This is a genomic window from Bailinhaonella thermotolerans, assembly GCF_003594875.1.
GTDB lineage: Bacteria > Actinomycetota > Actinomycetes > Streptosporangiales > Streptosporangiaceae > Bailinhaonella > Bailinhaonella thermotolerans.
The window spans coordinates 1-15,072 of record NZ_QZEY01000027.1 but is presented as its reverse complement, the minus strand read 5'-3'; the positions used below and the strand labels follow the sequence as shown (position 1 = coordinate 15,072).

Sequence of the window (15,072 nt, the reverse complement as noted above, 5' to 3'; positions counted from 1 at the left end):
TCTGTCAATTCGACGGGAACATGCGCGCGGCCCGGTCCAGGTCCTCCAGCGGCCAGCCGGCACCCATCAGCGGGTGACTGGGCTCCAGGTCGAGCAGCCGGATGGCGCGCAGCTCGGTGTGGATGACGCGGTGGCCGTACAGCTCGGTGGTCTCGGCCGGGTGGTCGCCGTCGTCGGCGAGCAGGTACGCGGTCGGGGCGGCGGGCTGGTCGCTGACGTAGCTGTCGTCGTTGGGCCCGTACTGGTACGGCGGCGTGACGGGGGTGCCGTCCGGGAGTGAGGCCAGCGGGTAGTCGCGGTCCCAGCAGCCGCGCCCTTCGGGGTCGGTGAGCAGCCAGGTGCCGCCGGCCAGGTCGGCGACGTATCCGGCCAGCAGCCACAGCCGCTGATCGCTGAAGGCCCAGATGGGCCCGTGGAAGACGCGCATGGTGGAGACGGCGGCGCGGGCGAGCAGTCCGCGGTGGTCGGCCAGGCGCTCGGTCATCACGCGGGTGGCGGCGTCGGCGGCCTCGGCGCCGAGGTCGGCGGGGGTGGGGGTGCCGTGCACGGCCGGGACGCGGGCGCGGGCGTGGGCGGCGTGGGCGGCCTGGCGGACCCTCTGGTACAGGCGGCTCTGGTGGGGCAGGTCGGCCGGGTGCAGGACGCTGGTGGCGCCCCACGCGGCGGTCTCGACGATCTCGCGGTCGGTGGGGTGGTTGAGCTGGAGCAGGGCGGTCTGGACACGGTGACGCAGCAGGCCCATGGGGTGTGCCTCTCGCGACGGGGGGGTGGGCGCGGTGTCGTGCGCCCGAGGGGGAGCCGGGACGGGGGTCCCGGGAGGGTGGACGGCGGAGTGGACACGCTGTCCATGATCATGATCGCGCGCACAGAAAGAGCGCGCTACGTCCAGTATCGCATAGATCGTGCGAATACGCAACAGACTGATACGTGCCCAAACAAGTGCGGGAGAGCCGTGCGGCGGCCGGGGCACCAATCCCACGTCAGGGCTCGACGCCGCCCTGGGTGATACTCAGGTGTGTTCCCCGGCCGCCCGCTCGCAGGCCCCCGACTCAGGCCGCCGCGATCGAGGGGAAGGCGATCTCCTCCCGGTAGCAGACCCCCGTCCGCAGGCACCCGTACAGGCACGTCAGCAACCGCCCGGCCAGGCGGCGCAGCGCGGCGGCGAACCCGTCCCCCGCCTCCCGCCGCCGGTCGTAGTACGCCCGCGCTCCCACCGACCGGGTCAGCGACGCGAACGCCCAGTGGTGCCCGGACTCCCGCAGCAGCCCGTTGAGCGCGAAGCGGCGCGCCCGCACCGTCCTGGTGCTCCCGCTGGCCCACGTCAGCGGCGCCGCCCCGGCGTAGGCCCGCAACGACCGGGCCGAGGCGAACCGGTCCAGATCATCACCGATCTCGCCGAGCAGCCGCGCCCCGATCACCGGCCCCACCCCCGGCATGCTGCGATATAGGGGCGCGTGCGGATGCGCCTCGAACGCGCTCGTCATCTGCGCGGTCAGCTGCTCCACCTGCGCGCACGCCTGGGTGGTCAGCGCCAGCGTGGCCAGCATCGCCTCGCCCATCGCCGCCTCGATCTCGGGCGCGCGGCGCAACTGCGGCGTGCGCAGCCGCTCCCCGATGCGCGCGGCCTGCTCGTCGATCAGGCGGGTGCGCCCGGCCGCCACAAGCAGGTCGGCGATCTGCCGGTGCCGCAGCCGGGCCCCGGCGCGCGGCGTGGGCGCGGCCGCCAGCAGCGCGCGGGCCTCGGGACGCAGCAGCCCCGACCGTCCGTCGAAGGCCGACAACGCCGCCGGGTAGTACAGGCGCACCAGGCTGCGCAGCCGTCCCAGCTGCCGGTGCTGCTCGCGCACCGCGTGCCGCTGAGCCCGCGACAGCTCGGTGACCACCTGGGCCTGGAGCCCCGGCCGGGGCAGCGGCCGGTGCAGGTGGGCGTCGACCCGGATGATGTTGGCCAGCAGCTCGGCGTCGCCCCGGTCGCTCTTGCGCCGCCGGGCCGGGGACACCCGCCCCCGGTATCGGGCGACGACCATGGGATTGATCGCCACGACCTGCAGGCCGGCCTGGCGCAGGGCGTGCACCAGCAGGATGCGACTGGTCTCGATCGCGATGGGCACCTGGCGGCGGGAGTGGCGTTTGGAGGTGCTCAGCCCCGACAGCAGCGCCAGCAGCTCCTTGACCCCCTCGGGGGTCTCGCGGATGCGGGCCCGCGCCACCACCTGGCCGTCCTCGTCCACGACCGCCACATCGTGCAGGCCCTCGGCCCAGTCGATCCCCATCCACCACCGCGCCACGCGGGTGTCCTCCTTCGCCCTGCCGTGCTCGTTGGAGCCGGAACGGGGCCGCGCGTTCTCAGAATGAGGACTGCGAGGGGCCCAGGATCGCAAGGGGCGTGCCGCGTCCCGGCGATAGCACTCTAGGGGGGCGTGACTTCCGATATGGGAGTTTCGCCCTCAGGGGAACGCGGTCAGGGGAACGCGGTCAGGGGAACGCGGTCAGCGCCAGGTGTAGGTCGCATCCGTCGCGGCCGGCAGGAGAACGGCGTCGATCGGGGCCCGGGGGTGGGCAAGAGCCGCAAGGGCCTGGCCGACCAGCGGGAACAACGGCAGCCGGTCCGCCTTGCGGTAGTCCACCCACTCGATGACGCCCGGCTCGGCCGAGCCGTCGGGCTGGGCGTCGTACTCCACGGTGGCCAGCCCCTGGCGCACCTGTGGCGTGATGTGACACCGGAAGATCATGTGGATCTTGCGGGGCGGCGGGGTGGGGCCGGGCCGGGAGACCATCTGGTCGCAGATCCAGGCCAGCTCGGGCGCGCTGGCCTCGGCCAGGTCTAAGTGCAGCTCCTCGGACATCTCCCGGGCCAGGGCATCGGGCAGGGGCTCGCCGGCGCGGACGTTGCCCCCCGGCGGGGTGTAGTGGCTGCCGGTGGGTCGGTCGCGGCGGATGAGCGCGACGTCGTCGCCGCAGAACACCACGGCGCCGACCCGGATCTTGATACGGGAGAACGGCTCTGGCTGGCTCATGCAGGGCAGTATTCCCGGCGCGGGCGGCGATCGCGGGTGAATCGGTGATCGCCGCCCGCGCCGGGACCAGTCTCAGGCGACCGGGAGCAGGCCGGGCAGGCCCAGGTCGGCGCGAGCCTGGGCCAGGCTCACCCGCTCGACCTCGACGCCCGTGACGGTGAAGCGGCGCAGCCGGGTGCAGCTGCCGCGCATGACGGGCCGCAGGTGGCAGGGGTCCAGCTCCTCGATCACCACGGTGGGTCGATCGGCGACGCTGTTCTTGCCTCCGGCCAGGGCCGGCGCCAGCTGGCCCCCGTCGGCGTACGGCACGGGGGCGATGCGCCAGATCGGGCCGCGCACGCTGGACAGGGACGCGGCGCCGAAGCCGCGCTCCTCACGCGGCGTCATCGGCTCGCCGTCCAGGCTCACCAGCCCCCGGAACAGGCCCATGGCCCGGCCCTGGTTGACGATCTGCCCGGTGTCCACCGAGAAGTCGCGGGAGAAGAACGTCGCAGGCGGATAGTCCGCCAACTCCAGCGCCTGGGCGTAGCCGCGGGCCATCGGGATGACCACCTGGGTCAGGTGGTCGGCCGCGCGTGCGTCCACGCCGCTGGCGAGCGCGGCGGCGGTGGCCTCCAGGTCGGCCAGGACGGCGGCCACGTCGCCCGCCGTGGCCGCCGCGAACGGGTCGCGGCGTCCCAGGTCATGCGCGGCCTTGTAGGCGAGCAGCGTGTTGAGCAGCCAGCGGGTGGCGTCGGTGTAGCCCGAGCGGGTGCGGGTCTCGGTCGCCGGGTACAGGTGCAGGGCGCGGAAGGTGCCGTCGATGTGGAAGTCGGGGTCGGCGGCGTAGTAGTCGCCGTCGGCGGCGTTGGCGAAGCGGTGCAGCTGCACGTGCCGGGCCCGGTGCGGCACCGTCAACTCCCCGGCCAGCGCCGCGCGCACCGTCGCCGGGCTGACGTCCAGATGGTCGCCGACCAGGTGCAGGTAACGGCGGCCGGGCTCGGTGAACACCGGCTGGGTGCGCTCGTCCAGCCGCGCGATCTCGGTCAGCGGCAGGCCCTGCCCGTCGTGCTCGTCACAGGCGATGAGCAGGTGCGGGCCGCAGCCCAGCACGTGCCGCCCGGCCATCACGGTGTCGACCAGCTCGGCCAGGCCCAGCAGGGGCGCGAATCGCATCTCCACGGCGGCGGTGGCCGGGCCGTGGCCGAGCTGGTCGAATACCGGCCGGTAGGTGGCCAGGGCGTGGGCGAAGTCGGCGATGAACTCGGACCGGTCGGTGCCGGGATCGGCCCCGGTCCAGCCGATGGTGTACGGCGTGAGCGAGAGCCGGATCCCGTCGAACACCGCGCCGTGCTCGGCGGCGATCCGGGCGTGCATCGCCACCAGGTCCGCGTTGTGCCGGGAGAAGCCGACCGAGGAGACGCGCAGCCGCACGTCGAGCACGTCGCGGGCCAGGCCGCACAGCACGTCCAGGTGCGGGTAGCTGAAGATGTCGTTGTCCAGGTAGGGGAACAGCACCCCGGGCCGGTGGGCGCGGCCGCCGGCGATGTGCAGCCCGCGCTCGCGCGCCACGGCGGCGAAGGCGCGGGTGAAGGCGGTCAGGCCCGGCGCGGTGAATTGCCAGATGTCGCGGCCGGCGGCCTGGCTACAGAAGGCGCAGCGGTTGGCGCAGCCGGCGGCGGGCGTGAGGTACTGCAGGCGGGTGAACGCCTCATCGGGCAAGGTGCGCAGCTGGTCCAGCAGCGCCGAGTCGAGCGGGGCGGCCGGAAGGGCCGCCACGGGGGCGAGGGGCATGAGTGACCTTCCTCAGTGGGGGTGGGGGGTGAACAGCGCGTGCACGGCCGCGTGCACGCGCTGGATGAGCTCCGAGGCCGAGTCGGGACCGTCGAAGGGCTGTCTCACGCGAGCCTGTCCCTCGATGGTGCACAGCTCGGCGCCGGGCAAGCAGGTGATGTCGGGGGCGGGCAGGTTGGCCAGCAGCACCTGCCCGTGGTCGAGCGCGGCGTCGGCCGGGTGCGCGCCGGGCCGGACAAAGTGCAGCCGCCCGTCCTCCTCCAGTCGGTAGACGCCACTGGGGTTCTCCCGGGCGATGCGGGCCGGGAACGCTTCGCGCCACCGGGTCTTGACGTAGAACGGGCCGCCGCCGGCGGCGGCCTGGGCGACGGTGGCGCGGTTGAACGCATCCGGGTCGCCCAGCCAGTCGCCGACCCGGCCGCCGAGCTGGCAGATCAGGTGCGCGGCCAGGAACGGCGGCAATCCCCGAAGCTGCTGGTTGACGCCGGACACCTCGGTGGTGCCCTGGTTGCGCCAGTTGATCTCGTTGAGGTGGACCCGGCCGTCCTCGGTGATCAGGGCGTCCAGGCCGAACAGGCCGCAGGCGCGGTGCTCGCGCCAGGCCCAGGCGGCGATGCGCTCGGCGCAGTCGATGAGCTGGACGGTCACCGGCGCCGGCCAGGGCGACGACCAGTCGTTGCCCGCGCTCTTGGCCTCGCCGATGCCCAGCGCGGCCACGCCGACGCTCTTGTGGCTGGGCCGGTCCACGTACACCCGGATGCCGTCATCGTCAGGGATCGACAGCACCGTGGTGTTGGACGGCCAGCCGTCGATATAGGCGGCCACCCGGTACGGCCCGCGCAGTGCGGCGGCGCGGTCCAGGTCGGCCGCCTCGCGCACGATGACGGTGCCGCGGCCGCCGGAGCTGACCCCGGCGGCCTGAACCACGACGACCTCGCCTCCCACGGCCCGGCGCAGCTCGGCCAGGGCCGGGAGGCGATCGAGGTGGACGCAGGGGATGCGCGCGGACGCGGGCACGCCGGCCTGGCGCAGGACCGCGTCGAAGGCGATCTTGTCCTCGATGCGGGCGCGCACCTCGCCGGCGGTGGCCGCCACCGTCCCGGCCGGGCCGGCCAGCTCGCGCAGCAGCGGCATGCCGTACCACGCGGCGATGACGGCAGAGCGCTCCATCGCGCCCAGGAGCGCGGCGGCCGGGTGGCGGACCAGGTTCAGCCAGTCGCGCCGCGTCTGGGGTGAGCGCACCCGGCTCAGGTCCTCGGCGGCGATGACGGCCTCGGGCTGGGCCGGCTCCCAGGACCGGTAGCAGCCGATGCTCAGCGCGGGCCGCAGCATCGGCAGCGGAGCCGGTCCGCAGTAGCCGGTGCGCCCGGCGGCGGTGAAGCGCTCGACCATGACGAGCGGGCGGCCGTTCAGGGCCGCCGCCAGCTCATGCCCGGCGGCGTCGGCCCGCGCGGCGTCCAGGGGCGTGCTCACGCGGCGCGCTCCACCGCGACGGGCGCGGGCTGGGGCGCGAGCAGGTCGGCGATCTGGCGGGCCATGCCCGCCGGGCATGAGCTGGCGGTGTCGAAGACGAGCAGCCGCTCATGACGGCGGCCCATCCCGCGCACGAGCATGGCCTCGAAGGTCGCGGCGAAGCTGGCGTCCTCGACGCTGCGCACGTCCCCCGGGTCGGGGTCGGCGCGCTCGGCCAGCCGGGCGGCGCGCACCTGGCGGGGGGCGTGCAGGTACACGGCGGCGTCGAAGGGAGCGAACAGCGGCCAGCGCAGCGCCAGGCAGGCGGCCAGGTACGGCCCGCCCGCCATTCCGAACGCAACCGTGCGATCGGCATAGCCGTCCTGAATCAGGACGGTGCCGGGCGGCTCGGGGGCGCGCAGCCGCACCAGCAGGGCGTCGAGCAGGTAGCCCGGCCCCAGCAGGGCGGCCGTGAGCAGGGCCGAGTCGGGCTGGCGCACGCGCGGCAGGCGCCGCAGCGGCCCGGCCAGGGGGTGGTACGGGGACAGCATCCAGGTGTGGGAGCGGGCGGGCACGCCGCGCTGGCCCAGCTCGGTGATCAGGTGATGGACCAGGGTGGTCTTGCCGGTCAGGTCGAGCCCGTCGATCAGGACGCGCATGGCGCTCCTCCGGGTGGTGGTGATCGGGTTGTGGCCTGCACCTATACGGTCACAGCTCGTGCTATTGACGGTGCACCGCGTAGGGCGCAAGGTCGAGGGGGCGTGCATGTGAACCCGATGTGAATGGGGATCAGGGTGACTCCTCCGCGCACGCGCCCGATCGTCAACGAGGCGCTGAACACGCTCATCCGCCAGGCCCGCTGGACGCGAGCCGCCGTGGCCGCCAACGTCAACGCGGTCGCCGCAGAGATGGGAGTCAAGCTCAGCTACGACCATTCAACGGTCGGCCACTGGCTGACCGGGAGCGTCCCGCTCCCGGCGGGTATATGCGCGGCGACGGAGGCGTTCCGCCGCCGCCTGGGCCGCCCCGATCTGACCTCGGCGGATTTGGGCTGGCCCCTGGTGGCGATCGCGGCGCCAGGGCACGATCTATGGCAGGGCGACCCGGTCGACCGGCTGGCCGCCCTGGGGGAGGATGACATGCTCCACCGCCGCACCGTGCTGACCGCGGGCGCGCTCGCGCTGGCCGAACTGACCGCCGTGCCACCCCCGCCTGACCATCCGCCCGCGCCCCGGCGCGGCGGCTCGGCCGATGTGGAACGGGTGCGGGCCAGCACGCGCGTGTTCGCCGACCTGGACGACCTGTACGGCGGGGGCCATGCGCGCGCGGCGGTGGCGGCCTACCTGGTGAGCGAGGTCGTCCCGCTGCTGCGCGGGACACGCGGCCGGGCCCAGCCGCAGATGTTCGTCGCGGCCGGCGAACTGACGTACCTAGCCGCCTACATGGCGGCCGACGACGGGGCCAATGGGTTGGCCCAGCGGTACTACGCCAGCACGGTACGGCTGGCCGACCAGGCCGGGGACCGGGTGCTGCGGGCCACGGCGCTGCGCTCGATGGCCGCCCAGGCCGCCGAGCTCGGTCACGTGCGCCAGTCGCGGGACCTGGCCGACGCCGCCGCAGCGGCGCTCGGGGCCGGCGGTTCGGCGCGGACCCGGGCGTGGGTGCGCGCGATGCAGGGCGAGGCGCAGGGCGGGATGGGTGACCGGTGGGCGTCGCTGAGCCTGCTGCGTCAGGCCGAGTCGCTGCTGGAGCGGGCCGACTCGGTGCCGCAAAGCGAATGGACGGGGAACTTCCGGCGCGAATCGCTAGAACACGCCACCGCGTTGGCGCTGGGCAAACTCGGCGACGATGCGGGCGCGGCTCGGCACTTCAGCGCCTCGATGGCCAGCCGTCGTTCTGTGGAGCGCCGCACCCGGGCGCTGATCGGCGCGCGCGCGGCGCAGGCGTGGCTGCGTGCGGGGGAGGTGGATCACGCGGCGGCGGTGGCGCTGGATCTGGGATCGGTGCAGGACATCAGGTCGGCGCGGGTGCAGCAGGAGGTACGCCGCCTGCGCGCGGCCTGGCAGCCGTACCGGCGCAATGCCCAGGTGGCCGACGCTGACCGGCTGCTGTCGGCTGTGCCGGGGCGTTAGTCCAACCAGGTGATGTCGAAGACGTGGATGAGCGCGCGTTCCTGATCCACGCGGTAGGTGATCAGGCCCTCGCCGCCGCGCGTGTCACTGACGGTCACCATCCGGTACTCCGGCGGCGCACCGTAGACGGGCAGGCCATGCCAGGGGTTGGTGCGGATGCCGGCCAGGGCCGAGACGATGGCGACGAAGGCCAGCTCGGGCAGGCCGGGGATCTGGGCCGCCGCGGTGGCGGCGAACTCCACCTGATATTTCACCGCGGCCTACGACCGATTGGCCCAGCCGGGGATGACGTCCTCGGCCGGCACGCCGGGCTCACCGCGCTCGGCGTCGGCCATCCGCTGCCGGTAGGTGGGGTCGGAGAGGGCCACGGCCTGCAGCCGCCACAGGCGCAGCACCTTGTCGATGGCGTCGTAGCGGGTGGGGTCGTAGGCCTGCTTGAGGGCGGCGTGGTATTCGACCAGGAAACCGCTCCGGTACTCCTCCGGCAGGTGCGACAGGATGGACTCGGGGGTCAGGCTGGGCACGTCGGCTCGCGAGCGGTGGATGACGCTCATCGCCCCTCCTGGGATATGCACGGCGGTCACGGTTTTCCAGTGTAGGCAGATGTACGGCGGGGCGCCGGGGAAGAGCGCCGCGCCCGCTATTGCACCCGTCGTCCCTCAGGATCGAGGACCGGCACGTCCTCGTACGCCTCGGCCCACCCGTCGAGGGGGTCGAGCTCATCCTCCTCGTACCAGCCGAGCAGCCACACGAGGGGCTCGCCGCGCACCTGGAACCCCACCGTCTCGACCAGGACCGGCCAGGCGAGCAGGGCGCGCAGCGTTCCGTCGCTCAGGGCCAGCCAGAGCGCGAGCTTGCGCTGCGGGGGGCGGTGGCCGGCTCCGCGCAGGCGCACCAGGGGCAGGCCGGGCAGCGCGTCCAAGTCCAGGCCGGCGCGCGCGAGCCACGGGTTGATCGTGCTCACCGGTCCGGGCCGGGGTCGACCCGTGCCAGTCCGCCCACGGCGGACTGGAGCCGGTCCAGCAGCCGGGACAGCTCACCGGCCGCGGCGCAGGCCTGCCGGGTCAGCTCGGTGGTCTCGGCGGCGGCGGCCTGGGCGTGGCCACCGTGGGAGCCGTAGTCGGGGTCCTCGCGGACGGTCCCGTCGGCCACGGCGTCGGCGATGTGCTGCTCCATCTGGGTCAGCGCCTGCGGGAGTCTGCGCGCCGCGTCCGCCAGGCTGCCGTAGATGCTGTAGACGGCGGCGGGGCTGGCCAGGTGGGCGCCGCCCCAGGTGGCGTGATTGAGCAGGCGGACGGCCTCGCCGATGCCGGCGGCGATGATCCGGGCGCCCTCGCTGCTGTGCGGGCCCTCGGCGGTGAGGGGAGCGCCGTCCTGCGATATCCGGATCTCGATCATGTGCACTCCTTCGCTGGAGTGCTCAGCGTAGGTCGGGACTAAGCGTAGGTCGGGACTAGGGGGCCCCACCTGGCACCCGCCCGGCGTGGCCTACCTCGGCGTCCCGCTCGCCCCGTCCTGGCGGCGGCGCATGCTGCGTGAGCGCCGCGACCGCGCCAGCGCGGCGGTGCTGGACCCCTGCGCCAGCCCGCACCTGCTGGTCGGCGGCCTCCCCGCCGAGGCGATAGCCGAGCCCGGCCGGCACTGAGCCGTCCGGGTCCGGCTCGCGTGAGCCGGACCCGGACGAACGCCGTGCTGGGGCCGGCCGCCAGAACGGGACGAACGGGGTTCACCCCCACGGACGTGGGGAGCATGCCGGGCCGTGGTGGGGCCACGGCACCGCCAAGGGGTCATCCCCGCATGCGCGGGGAGCAGGACAGGCGGTCGGCCGACCTCGGCAAGGCCGCCCCCGGGCCATCCCGGCCTCAGGGATTGGTCCAGTCTTGCACGATCTGGTCGAGGTATGCATCGATCTGCGCGTGGCGGGCGAGCACGGACCGATAGCGCTGGCGGACCAGGGTGCGCACCCGGGAGGTGCTGGTGGCGGCGCGGGCGATGTCGGCCAGCATGGGGGTCAGGTCCACCCCCTCGGCCTCGGCGCGGCGGGCCATCCAGGCCAGGCAGTGGGCGGCGCGGGCGGCGGGCTGGACGGGCAGGCGGTTGTGGGCGCCGCCATGGGCGCGGGCGACGGTGATCTGCAGGCGCCGCCCGTGGTCGGCGATCTCGCGCAGAGCCTCGGCCGACAGGTGCCGCCGGGAGCGGTGCAGCCGGTCGGGGTCGCTGTCGGGCTGGACGCAGGCCCGGACGATCTGCACGATGTCCGCCTCGTCGAGCATGAGACGGACCGGGCCCGTCTCGATCAGGCGCAGCCCGTGCCGGACGGCGGCCAGCTCGGCGTTGCTGCTGCTGCCCTCCGGGCGGCGGGGCGCCGGGCGGCGGAACGCACCGGCGATGGCGCGGCCGTCGCCGAGGACGGCCGCATACCCACAGATGGTGTGCCCGCAGGCGTCGGGACCGCTGGAGCCGTCGGTGGCCAGCAGGTGCGGCCCGCCGGGGCCGGCGGGCAGCTGCAGGGGCAACTGCAGGGGCAGGGGCTCGGGGTCGGGCTCGGTCATGGGGCGACCACCAGTCCGAGGTACTCGGCACCCTTGTGGTTGGCCAGGACCACGGCGAACTCGTGCCCGTAGGCGCAGGCCAGGGCGATGTGGACGTAGCCGCCGCGGGTGCCGATGGGGCTGTGGTACTCGTCCCGGTCCGGGTGGAGGGTCACCGCCCGGTGGTCGGGGCCCGGGGGCTCGCGGTCCAGGTCGGGGCTGTGGCAGCGCGGGCAGTGAAGCTGCCAGCGCACGCAGGTGCGCGTGCGGGTATCGGGGACGAGCAGGGGGTGGGCGGGCATGGGGGCTCCTTGGTGGGAAGACGGCCGGGCGCGTCAGCCGGGCCGGGTCAGGGACAGGTCAGGGACAGCAGGGGGGCGTCCTCGGCCGAGGGCAGCGTGCCGCAGACCCGCAGGCTCATGTGCGTGCCGGAGCTGGTGGGGATCGGCAGCAGGGTGCCGAGGGTCAGCCGGGTGCCGTGGTCGGCCAGGACCAGGGCGGCCTCCACGGCCAGGCACAGGAGGTTGGCGGCGCGCAGGCGGTCCTGGGGCGCGAGCACCAGGTCGAAGACCAGGGCCAGGCCGCGCCCGGGGGCGCCGCCGAGGGGGCCGGCGTCGTCCAGGACGGCGATGCGCCAGCGCTGTCCGGTCAGGACGTAGCTGGTGGCGCCCGGCAGGGGGGTCAGCTCGGGGGCGGGCTCGCGGATGAGCCGGCCCGGTAGGCGGCGGCTGTGCGGCATGGGCTCAGCGTAGGCCGTCCAGGGCGGCTTCGACGGCGTCGGCGAGGTTCTGGGCGGCCTCGTGCTCGGCGTCGGCGCCAAGGGCGTGGCTGTCGCAGTCGCTGGCGGCGGTGCGGTAGGCGGCCAGGGCGCGGCGCAGGCGGCGGTTGTCGGCGTCGCGGGCGTCGACGAGTTCCAGCAGGGTGCGGGGGGCGATGGCGATCACCTCGGCCGGGAGGCCGCCGAGGTCGGCGCGGGGGAGGTCCTCGATGCTGTCGCATCGGGCGACGGCGGCGCGCAGGTCGGTCTCGGTGGGGGCCTGGACGTCGAGGGTGACGACGGCCACCAGGTCGATCTTGTAGGTGGGCATGGGTGCTCCGTTCGGCGTGTGTCGGGCGTGGCGGTGCCGGAGCCGCGGGGGTCCGGCGGCTAGGGTGGTCGGGTCGGCGCCGGGGGACCCGTTGCTGCGGCAGAAGGGGCCTGGCCCCGTCCCCCGCGCACGTTCTGGTCTACTTTGTAAAGGCGGGTCTGAAGACCGTTCTCGGGGGGAGGGCCGCCGTACGGCGGGCGCTCCCCCTCCTGGTAATCCGGACAGTGCGGCATGGGCCGGGCATCTGGTGCGGGGTTGGCCGGCGGAGCCGGCCGGGTTCGTCGAACAACACCGGGCGGGGGTGCGGTCCCGGCGGCTTTACGTTGTAGATTCATCGGGCGGCAGGGTGCCGATGATCAGCCGCTCCCGCGCGCCCGTCTCGGGATCGTAGAGATAGATGATCTTGCCCTGGCGGCGCGCCTCCTCCACCTCCTCATATACCTGCACCGCCCGGTTGATGATGTCGGTGCGCGTGTCGCCCGAGCGCTCGTGCTCGCGCGCCAGCGCCTGCGTCGTCCGCTTGGTCAGCGCGACCGTGATCACCTCATGCGCCCTGGTCATCGCCGTCCTCCCGCTCCACCAGCTCCGGCGCGATCACCCGGCCCAGCAGCTCCGGACCGTCATAGAGCCGGCACGTGCACCGCTCGCGCACCGGCTCGTGCCCGTGGCCGTGGCCGTGGCCCCAGGACGGGGCCTGCCGGTCGACCCGGCCGTGGCAGGGGCCGGTGCCGCCCTGATGGAAGCCGAGCGTATGTCCGCAGCCGCACACCGCCCGGGGCACCGGCGGCCGCACCTGCGCGCGGCCGTGCGCGAACCCCACGAGGTATCCGGACGCCAGCCCGGCCAGGAGCACCAGCAGCGCGATGAGCATCTGCATCCCCATCATCGTCTCCTTCGCCCCGGTTCATCCGGCCGACAGTAGTTCGTCCGCCCTCGCGCGCGCGTGCGGTTCGGGCGACCAGGGAGGATCTGCCGGACGGCCGGACGGCGCGGAGGAGCGCAGCGCCAGCGTCTTGGCGGCCGCCGGGCTCGCGGCCGCCAAGGCCGCCCGCGCCCGCGCGGCCTGGGCGCGCACGTCCACCCGCCGCTCTTGCAGGGCGGCACGCTCGGCCCGTCGTCGCTGCTGCTCTTCGTGCCGCCGCGCGGCGGCGGCCGCCCGAGCCTGCGAGGGCAGCGGCGCGCGCAGCGCGCCGTCCTCGCCCACCCAGGCCGCGACCCGGTGCCGGATCCAGCCCGGCAGGTAGCGCGGGTCCTCGGTGCGCGGGAAGCGCGTCTGCTCCGGCGTCCAGGTCAGCGCGTACTCGACATCGCGCGCGCTCGCCCCGTGTATCAGCAGCGGGCGCAGCAGGGAGCGCAGGTGCCGAGCCGACACGCGCGCCAGCCGCTCGTCCTCGGCCTGCAGCCGCGCGCACAGCAGCAACCGGTCGGCCCTCGATCTCGGCGTTTGATCGAGCGGCCACGCGAGCTGCGGTGTCGAATCCGATTCGGTCAGCTCGCGCGCCCGCGTAGGGTCAGGGTTTGCAAGGGGGAGTGTTGGAGAATGAGGAGTCCGACTTTCGCCCACAGGGCTCTGACCTGCGGTTTCACTGACCACGGTGAGACGGGGTCGCAGCAGCGTGGCCCCCTCTGGCCACGGCGTCATCTCATCGGTGACCACCACCGCCGAGTCCGGCAGCGGCTCCTCCGGGACCGGCTCCTCGGGCGCCAGCGGCGCCGGCAGTACCAGGGCGTACTCGGCGGCCAGGTTGCCCAGCCCGTCGTCGTACATGCCAAAGCAGGTGCCCGGCCGGGTGCGCGGGATCGAGCCGGTCATCACCACGTGCAGCAGGTCCTGGCCGCGCAGCCAGGCCAGCTTCTCGGCGAAGCAGGACCGGCTCAGATGCGCGGCCGCCGCCATCTCCGCCCAGGTCGCGCCTTTGGCGGGCGTGGTCACCAGATACTCGTCGGTCCGGACGGCCAGCTGCCAGCAGGCGGCCAGCAGGCCGCGCCGCCAATGGGAGCGCCGCCCCGAGCCCCCCGCCACCTCCTCGACGACGGCCAGCCAGTCCGCCCGCGAGGGCGCCAGCACGACACGCGGGGAGAGGCTTGGGTCTAATGCCTGGTCACGGGGGTATTCGCCCCGACACGGGGCTTGGATTTCTCCGCTCGCTGGGGAATTTGGGCATGCGGATGCTACAGTCAACGAAAAAGTACCTCCTGGCCCCTCGGGGCCGGGAAACCTCCTGGCCCCTTCGGGGACTGGGAACCACCGCCCGCCATCAGCGGACGCACCGGGCCCTACGGCACGAGGCGGCCACGACGGGTGGATGCTCCGACCAAGCGGGGCCTCGGCTTTGGCAGGCGAAGAGGCCTCACCCGGAAGGGGCGATAACTAACTGGTAAAACTGGCTGCTCAACCGTCCGTTACAACATCGGCAGCCAGTGGGCAGAACGCCCTGGGGATGGCCCGCTACGCGGGCCTCCTCTCTTTTCTACGTCGCTACATCACTCCTCGGATCTGCGCCGTTACACCCTGCGGGTCAGGCGGCAGACTGCTTCTTCGTCGGGGCATCGAAGGCGAGAACGTCCTGCACCCCCGCCGGGACCACGGACATCGCCCGGCGCGCGGCCTCGGGCCGCAGCAGCGTCTGGACGAGGTAGTCCACATAGCGGCCCGCGGGTACGCCCAGCTGCGCCGCCAACTCCCGCACCTGCGCCAGCAGGGCGGCGTCGGCGAAGCGCACACTACGGGCGATGCCGCCACCGGCCCCGGCCACGGCCAGGATCTGCGCCGTCGCGGGCCGGGGCAGACCGGGCCCGGCGTGCAGGTCGCCGACCAGCTGTCCGACGTAGTCGCTGAAGGCGAGGTCGCGCGCCTTGCACCAAGCGTCGATCTCGGCCACCAGCTCCCGGTCGGAGAAGCGGATGGACAAGCGCTCACCGCCCTTGCGGCGGCGTCCTCGTCTGCTCTCGCTCATGACAAGCATTCCTAGCCTAATCAGATTTAGTGCGCTAGCGGAACACGCAGCTTTCACAGGACTTTTTTTGCATCGCAGCTCACCGCGCTGCCGCGCGCGACACGCCGAGACCGATCCGGCCC

At 73.9% G+C, this 15,072-nt stretch carries 20 protein-coding genes; 2 read left to right on the top strand and 18 right to left on the bottom strand.

Annotation, left to right across the window (positions count from 1 at the left end; all coding sequences use genetic code 11):
- Positions 1-4: 4 nt before the first annotated feature.
- The 6 genes from D5H75_RS38145 to D5H75_RS38120 form a co-directional block, all read right to left on the bottom strand.
- Complete coding sequence (locus D5H75_RS38145; RefSeq protein WP_119931499.1) at positions 5-742, bottom strand: hypothetical protein; 738 nt, start codon at positions 740-742, stop codon at positions 5-7.
- A gap of 307 nt (positions 743-1,049) precedes the next feature.
- On the bottom strand, positions 1,050-2,288 hold the full coding sequence (locus D5H75_RS38140; protein WP_119931498.1) for an IS110 family RNA-guided transposase: 1,239 nt from the start codon (positions 2,286-2,288) through the stop codon (positions 1,050-1,052).
- Positions 2,289-2,489: 201 nt separating this feature from the next.
- Complete coding sequence (locus tag D5H75_RS38135) at positions 2,490-3,017, bottom strand: NUDIX domain-containing protein (protein WP_119931497.1); 528 nt, start codon at positions 3,015-3,017, stop codon at positions 2,490-2,492.
- A 72-nt stretch (positions 3,018-3,089) separates the two neighbouring features.
- The gene (locus D5H75_RS38130; RefSeq protein ID WP_119931496.1) at positions 3,090-4,790 is read right to left on the bottom strand and encodes a hypothetical protein; all 1,701 of its coding nucleotides are present in this window, start codon (positions 4,788-4,790) and stop codon (positions 3,090-3,092) included.
- Positions 4,791-4,802: 12 nt separating this feature from the next.
- On the bottom strand, positions 4,803-6,263 hold the full coding sequence (locus D5H75_RS38125) for an ATP-grasp domain-containing protein (RefSeq protein WP_202638925.1): 1,461 nt from the start codon (positions 6,261-6,263) through the stop codon (positions 4,803-4,805).
- Positions 6,260-6,901 (bottom strand): nucleoside/nucleotide kinase family protein, encoded by a 642-nt coding sequence (locus D5H75_RS38120; protein ID WP_119931494.1) that lies wholly within the window; start codon positions 6,899-6,901, stop codon positions 6,260-6,262. The genes D5H75_RS38125 and D5H75_RS38120 overlap by 4 nt, the downstream gene beginning before the upstream one ends.
- A gap of 135 nt (positions 6,902-7,036) precedes the next feature.
- Between D5H75_RS38120 and D5H75_RS42405 the strand changes: the two genes are divergently transcribed.
- Positions 7,037-8,374 (top strand): NsdA family TPR-like regulatory protein, encoded by a 1,338-nt coding sequence (locus D5H75_RS42405; RefSeq protein ID WP_242454758.1) that lies wholly within the window; start codon positions 7,037-7,039, stop codon positions 8,372-8,374.
- Here the strand turns inward: D5H75_RS42405 and D5H75_RS38115 are convergent.
- The 4 genes from D5H75_RS38115 to D5H75_RS38100 all read right to left on the bottom strand — a co-directional run bounded on the left by D5H75_RS38115 (position 8,371) and on the right by D5H75_RS38100 (position 9,772).
- A complete protein-coding gene (locus D5H75_RS38115; protein WP_147425429.1) occupies positions 8,371-8,628 on the bottom strand; it encodes a type II toxin-antitoxin system RelE family toxin in 258 nt (85 codons plus the stop codon). The genes D5H75_RS42405 and D5H75_RS38115 overlap by 4 nt on opposite strands.
- Positions 8,629-8,634: 6 nt before the next feature.
- Positions 8,635-8,928, bottom strand: a complete 294-nt coding sequence (locus D5H75_RS38110; RefSeq protein ID WP_119931492.1) for a DUF6247 family protein — start codon at positions 8,926-8,928, stop codon at positions 8,635-8,637.
- Between the two features lie 86 nt (positions 8,929-9,014).
- Positions 9,015-9,338: a hypothetical protein gene (locus tag D5H75_RS38105; RefSeq protein ID WP_119931491.1), complete on the bottom strand. Its 324-nt coding sequence runs from the start codon at positions 9,336-9,338 to the stop codon at positions 9,015-9,017.
- Positions 9,335-9,772, bottom strand: coding sequence for a hypothetical protein (locus tag D5H75_RS38100; protein ID WP_119931490.1), 438 nt, complete (start codon positions 9,770-9,772; stop codon positions 9,335-9,337). The genes D5H75_RS38105 and D5H75_RS38100 overlap by 4 nt, the downstream gene beginning before the upstream one ends.
- 85 nt (positions 9,773-9,857) lie before the next feature.
- Between D5H75_RS38100 and D5H75_RS42400 the strand changes: the two genes are divergently transcribed.
- On the top strand, positions 9,858-10,019 hold the full coding sequence (locus D5H75_RS42400; protein ID WP_202638924.1) for a hypothetical protein: 162 nt from the start codon (positions 9,858-9,860) through the stop codon (positions 10,017-10,019).
- A gap of 217 nt (positions 10,020-10,236) precedes the next feature.
- Here the strand turns inward: D5H75_RS42400 and D5H75_RS38095 are convergent, their stop codons facing one another.
- The 8 genes from D5H75_RS38095 to D5H75_RS38060 all read right to left on the bottom strand — a co-directional run bounded on the left by D5H75_RS38095 (position 10,237) and on the right by D5H75_RS38060 (position 14,950).
- Entirely contained in the window at positions 10,237-10,926 is a 690-nt protein-coding gene (locus D5H75_RS38095) for an apurinic/apyrimidinic endonuclease family protein (protein WP_119931489.1), read from the bottom strand.
- Positions 10,923-11,207, bottom strand: coding sequence for a hypothetical protein (locus tag D5H75_RS38090; protein WP_119931488.1), 285 nt, complete (start codon positions 11,205-11,207; stop codon positions 10,923-10,925). The genes D5H75_RS38095 and D5H75_RS38090 overlap by 4 nt, the downstream gene beginning before the upstream one ends.
- Positions 11,208-11,254: 47 nt before the next feature.
- Entirely contained in the window at positions 11,255-11,644 is a 390-nt protein-coding gene (locus D5H75_RS38085) for a hypothetical protein (protein WP_119931487.1), read from the bottom strand.
- A gap of 4 nt (positions 11,645-11,648) precedes the next feature.
- Positions 11,649-11,993: a hypothetical protein gene (locus D5H75_RS38080; protein ID WP_119931486.1), complete on the bottom strand. Its 345-nt coding sequence runs from the start codon at positions 11,991-11,993 to the stop codon at positions 11,649-11,651.
- 318 nt (positions 11,994-12,311) lie between these two features.
- Complete coding sequence (locus D5H75_RS38075) at positions 12,312-12,554, bottom strand: hypothetical protein (protein WP_242454757.1); 243 nt, start codon at positions 12,552-12,554, stop codon at positions 12,312-12,314.
- A complete protein-coding gene (locus D5H75_RS38070) occupies positions 12,538-12,879 on the bottom strand; it encodes a hypothetical protein (protein ID WP_147425428.1) in 342 nt (113 codons plus the stop codon). The genes D5H75_RS38075 and D5H75_RS38070 overlap by 17 nt, the downstream gene beginning before the upstream one ends.
- Before the next feature lie 18 nt (positions 12,880-12,897).
- A complete protein-coding gene (locus D5H75_RS38065) occupies positions 12,898-14,061 on the bottom strand; it encodes a hypothetical protein (protein ID WP_119931484.1) in 1,164 nt (387 codons plus the stop codon).
- A 451-nt stretch (positions 14,062-14,512) separates the two neighbouring features.
- A complete protein-coding gene (locus D5H75_RS38060) occupies positions 14,513-14,950 on the bottom strand; it encodes a hypothetical protein (protein WP_119931483.1) in 438 nt (145 codons plus the stop codon).
- Positions 14,951-15,072: the final 122 nt, after the last annotated feature.

What these genes read in the sequence shown, in the direction of transcription:
- D5H75_RS38145 (WP_119931499.1), bottom strand. Translation starts at nt 742, where the DNA reads ATGGGCCTGCTGCGTCACCGTGTCCAGACCGCCCTGCTCCAGCTCAAC.
- D5H75_RS38080 (WP_119931486.1), bottom strand. Translation starts at nt 11,993, where the DNA reads ATGCCCACCTACAAGATCGACCTGGTGGCCGTCGTCACCCTCGACGTC.
- D5H75_RS38100 (WP_119931490.1), bottom strand. Translation starts at nt 9,772, where the DNA reads ATGATCGAGATCCGGATATCGCAGGACGGCGCTCCCCTCACCGCCGAG.
- D5H75_RS38085 (WP_119931487.1), bottom strand. Translation starts at nt 11,644, where the DNA reads ATGCCGCACAGCCGCCGCCTACCGGGCCGGCTCATCCGCGAGCCCGCC.
- D5H75_RS38090 (WP_119931488.1), bottom strand. Translation starts at nt 11,207, where the DNA reads ATGCCCGCCCACCCCCTGCTCGTCCCCGATACCCGCACGCGCACCTGC.
- D5H75_RS38095 (WP_119931489.1), bottom strand. Translation starts at nt 10,926, where the DNA reads ATGACCGAGCCCGACCCCGAGCCCCTGCCCCTGCAGTTGCCCCTGCAG.
- D5H75_RS38120 (WP_119931494.1), bottom strand. Translation starts at nt 6,901, where the DNA reads ATGCGCGTCCTGATCGACGGGCTCGACCTGACCGGCAAGACCACCCTG.
- D5H75_RS38135 (WP_119931497.1), bottom strand. Translation starts at nt 3,017, where the DNA reads ATGAGCCAGCCAGAGCCGTTCTCCCGTATCAAGATCCGGGTCGGCGCC.
- D5H75_RS38070 (WP_147425428.1), bottom strand. Translation starts at nt 12,879, where the DNA reads ATGATGGGGATGCAGATGCTCATCGCGCTGCTGGTGCTCCTGGCCGGG.
- D5H75_RS38060 (WP_119931483.1), bottom strand. Translation starts at nt 14,950, where the DNA reads ATGAGCGAGAGCAGACGAGGACGCCGCCGCAAGGGCGGTGAGCGCTTG.
- D5H75_RS38130 (WP_119931496.1), bottom strand. Translation starts at nt 4,790, where the DNA reads ATGCCCCTCGCCCCCGTGGCGGCCCTTCCGGCCGCCCCGCTCGACTCG.
- D5H75_RS38110 (WP_119931492.1), bottom strand. Translation starts at nt 8,928, where the DNA reads ATGAGCGTCATCCACCGCTCGCGAGCCGACGTGCCCAGCCTGACCCCC.
- D5H75_RS38075 (WP_242454757.1), bottom strand. Translation starts at nt 12,554, where the DNA reads ATGACCAGGGCGCATGAGGTGATCACGGTCGCGCTGACCAAGCGGACG.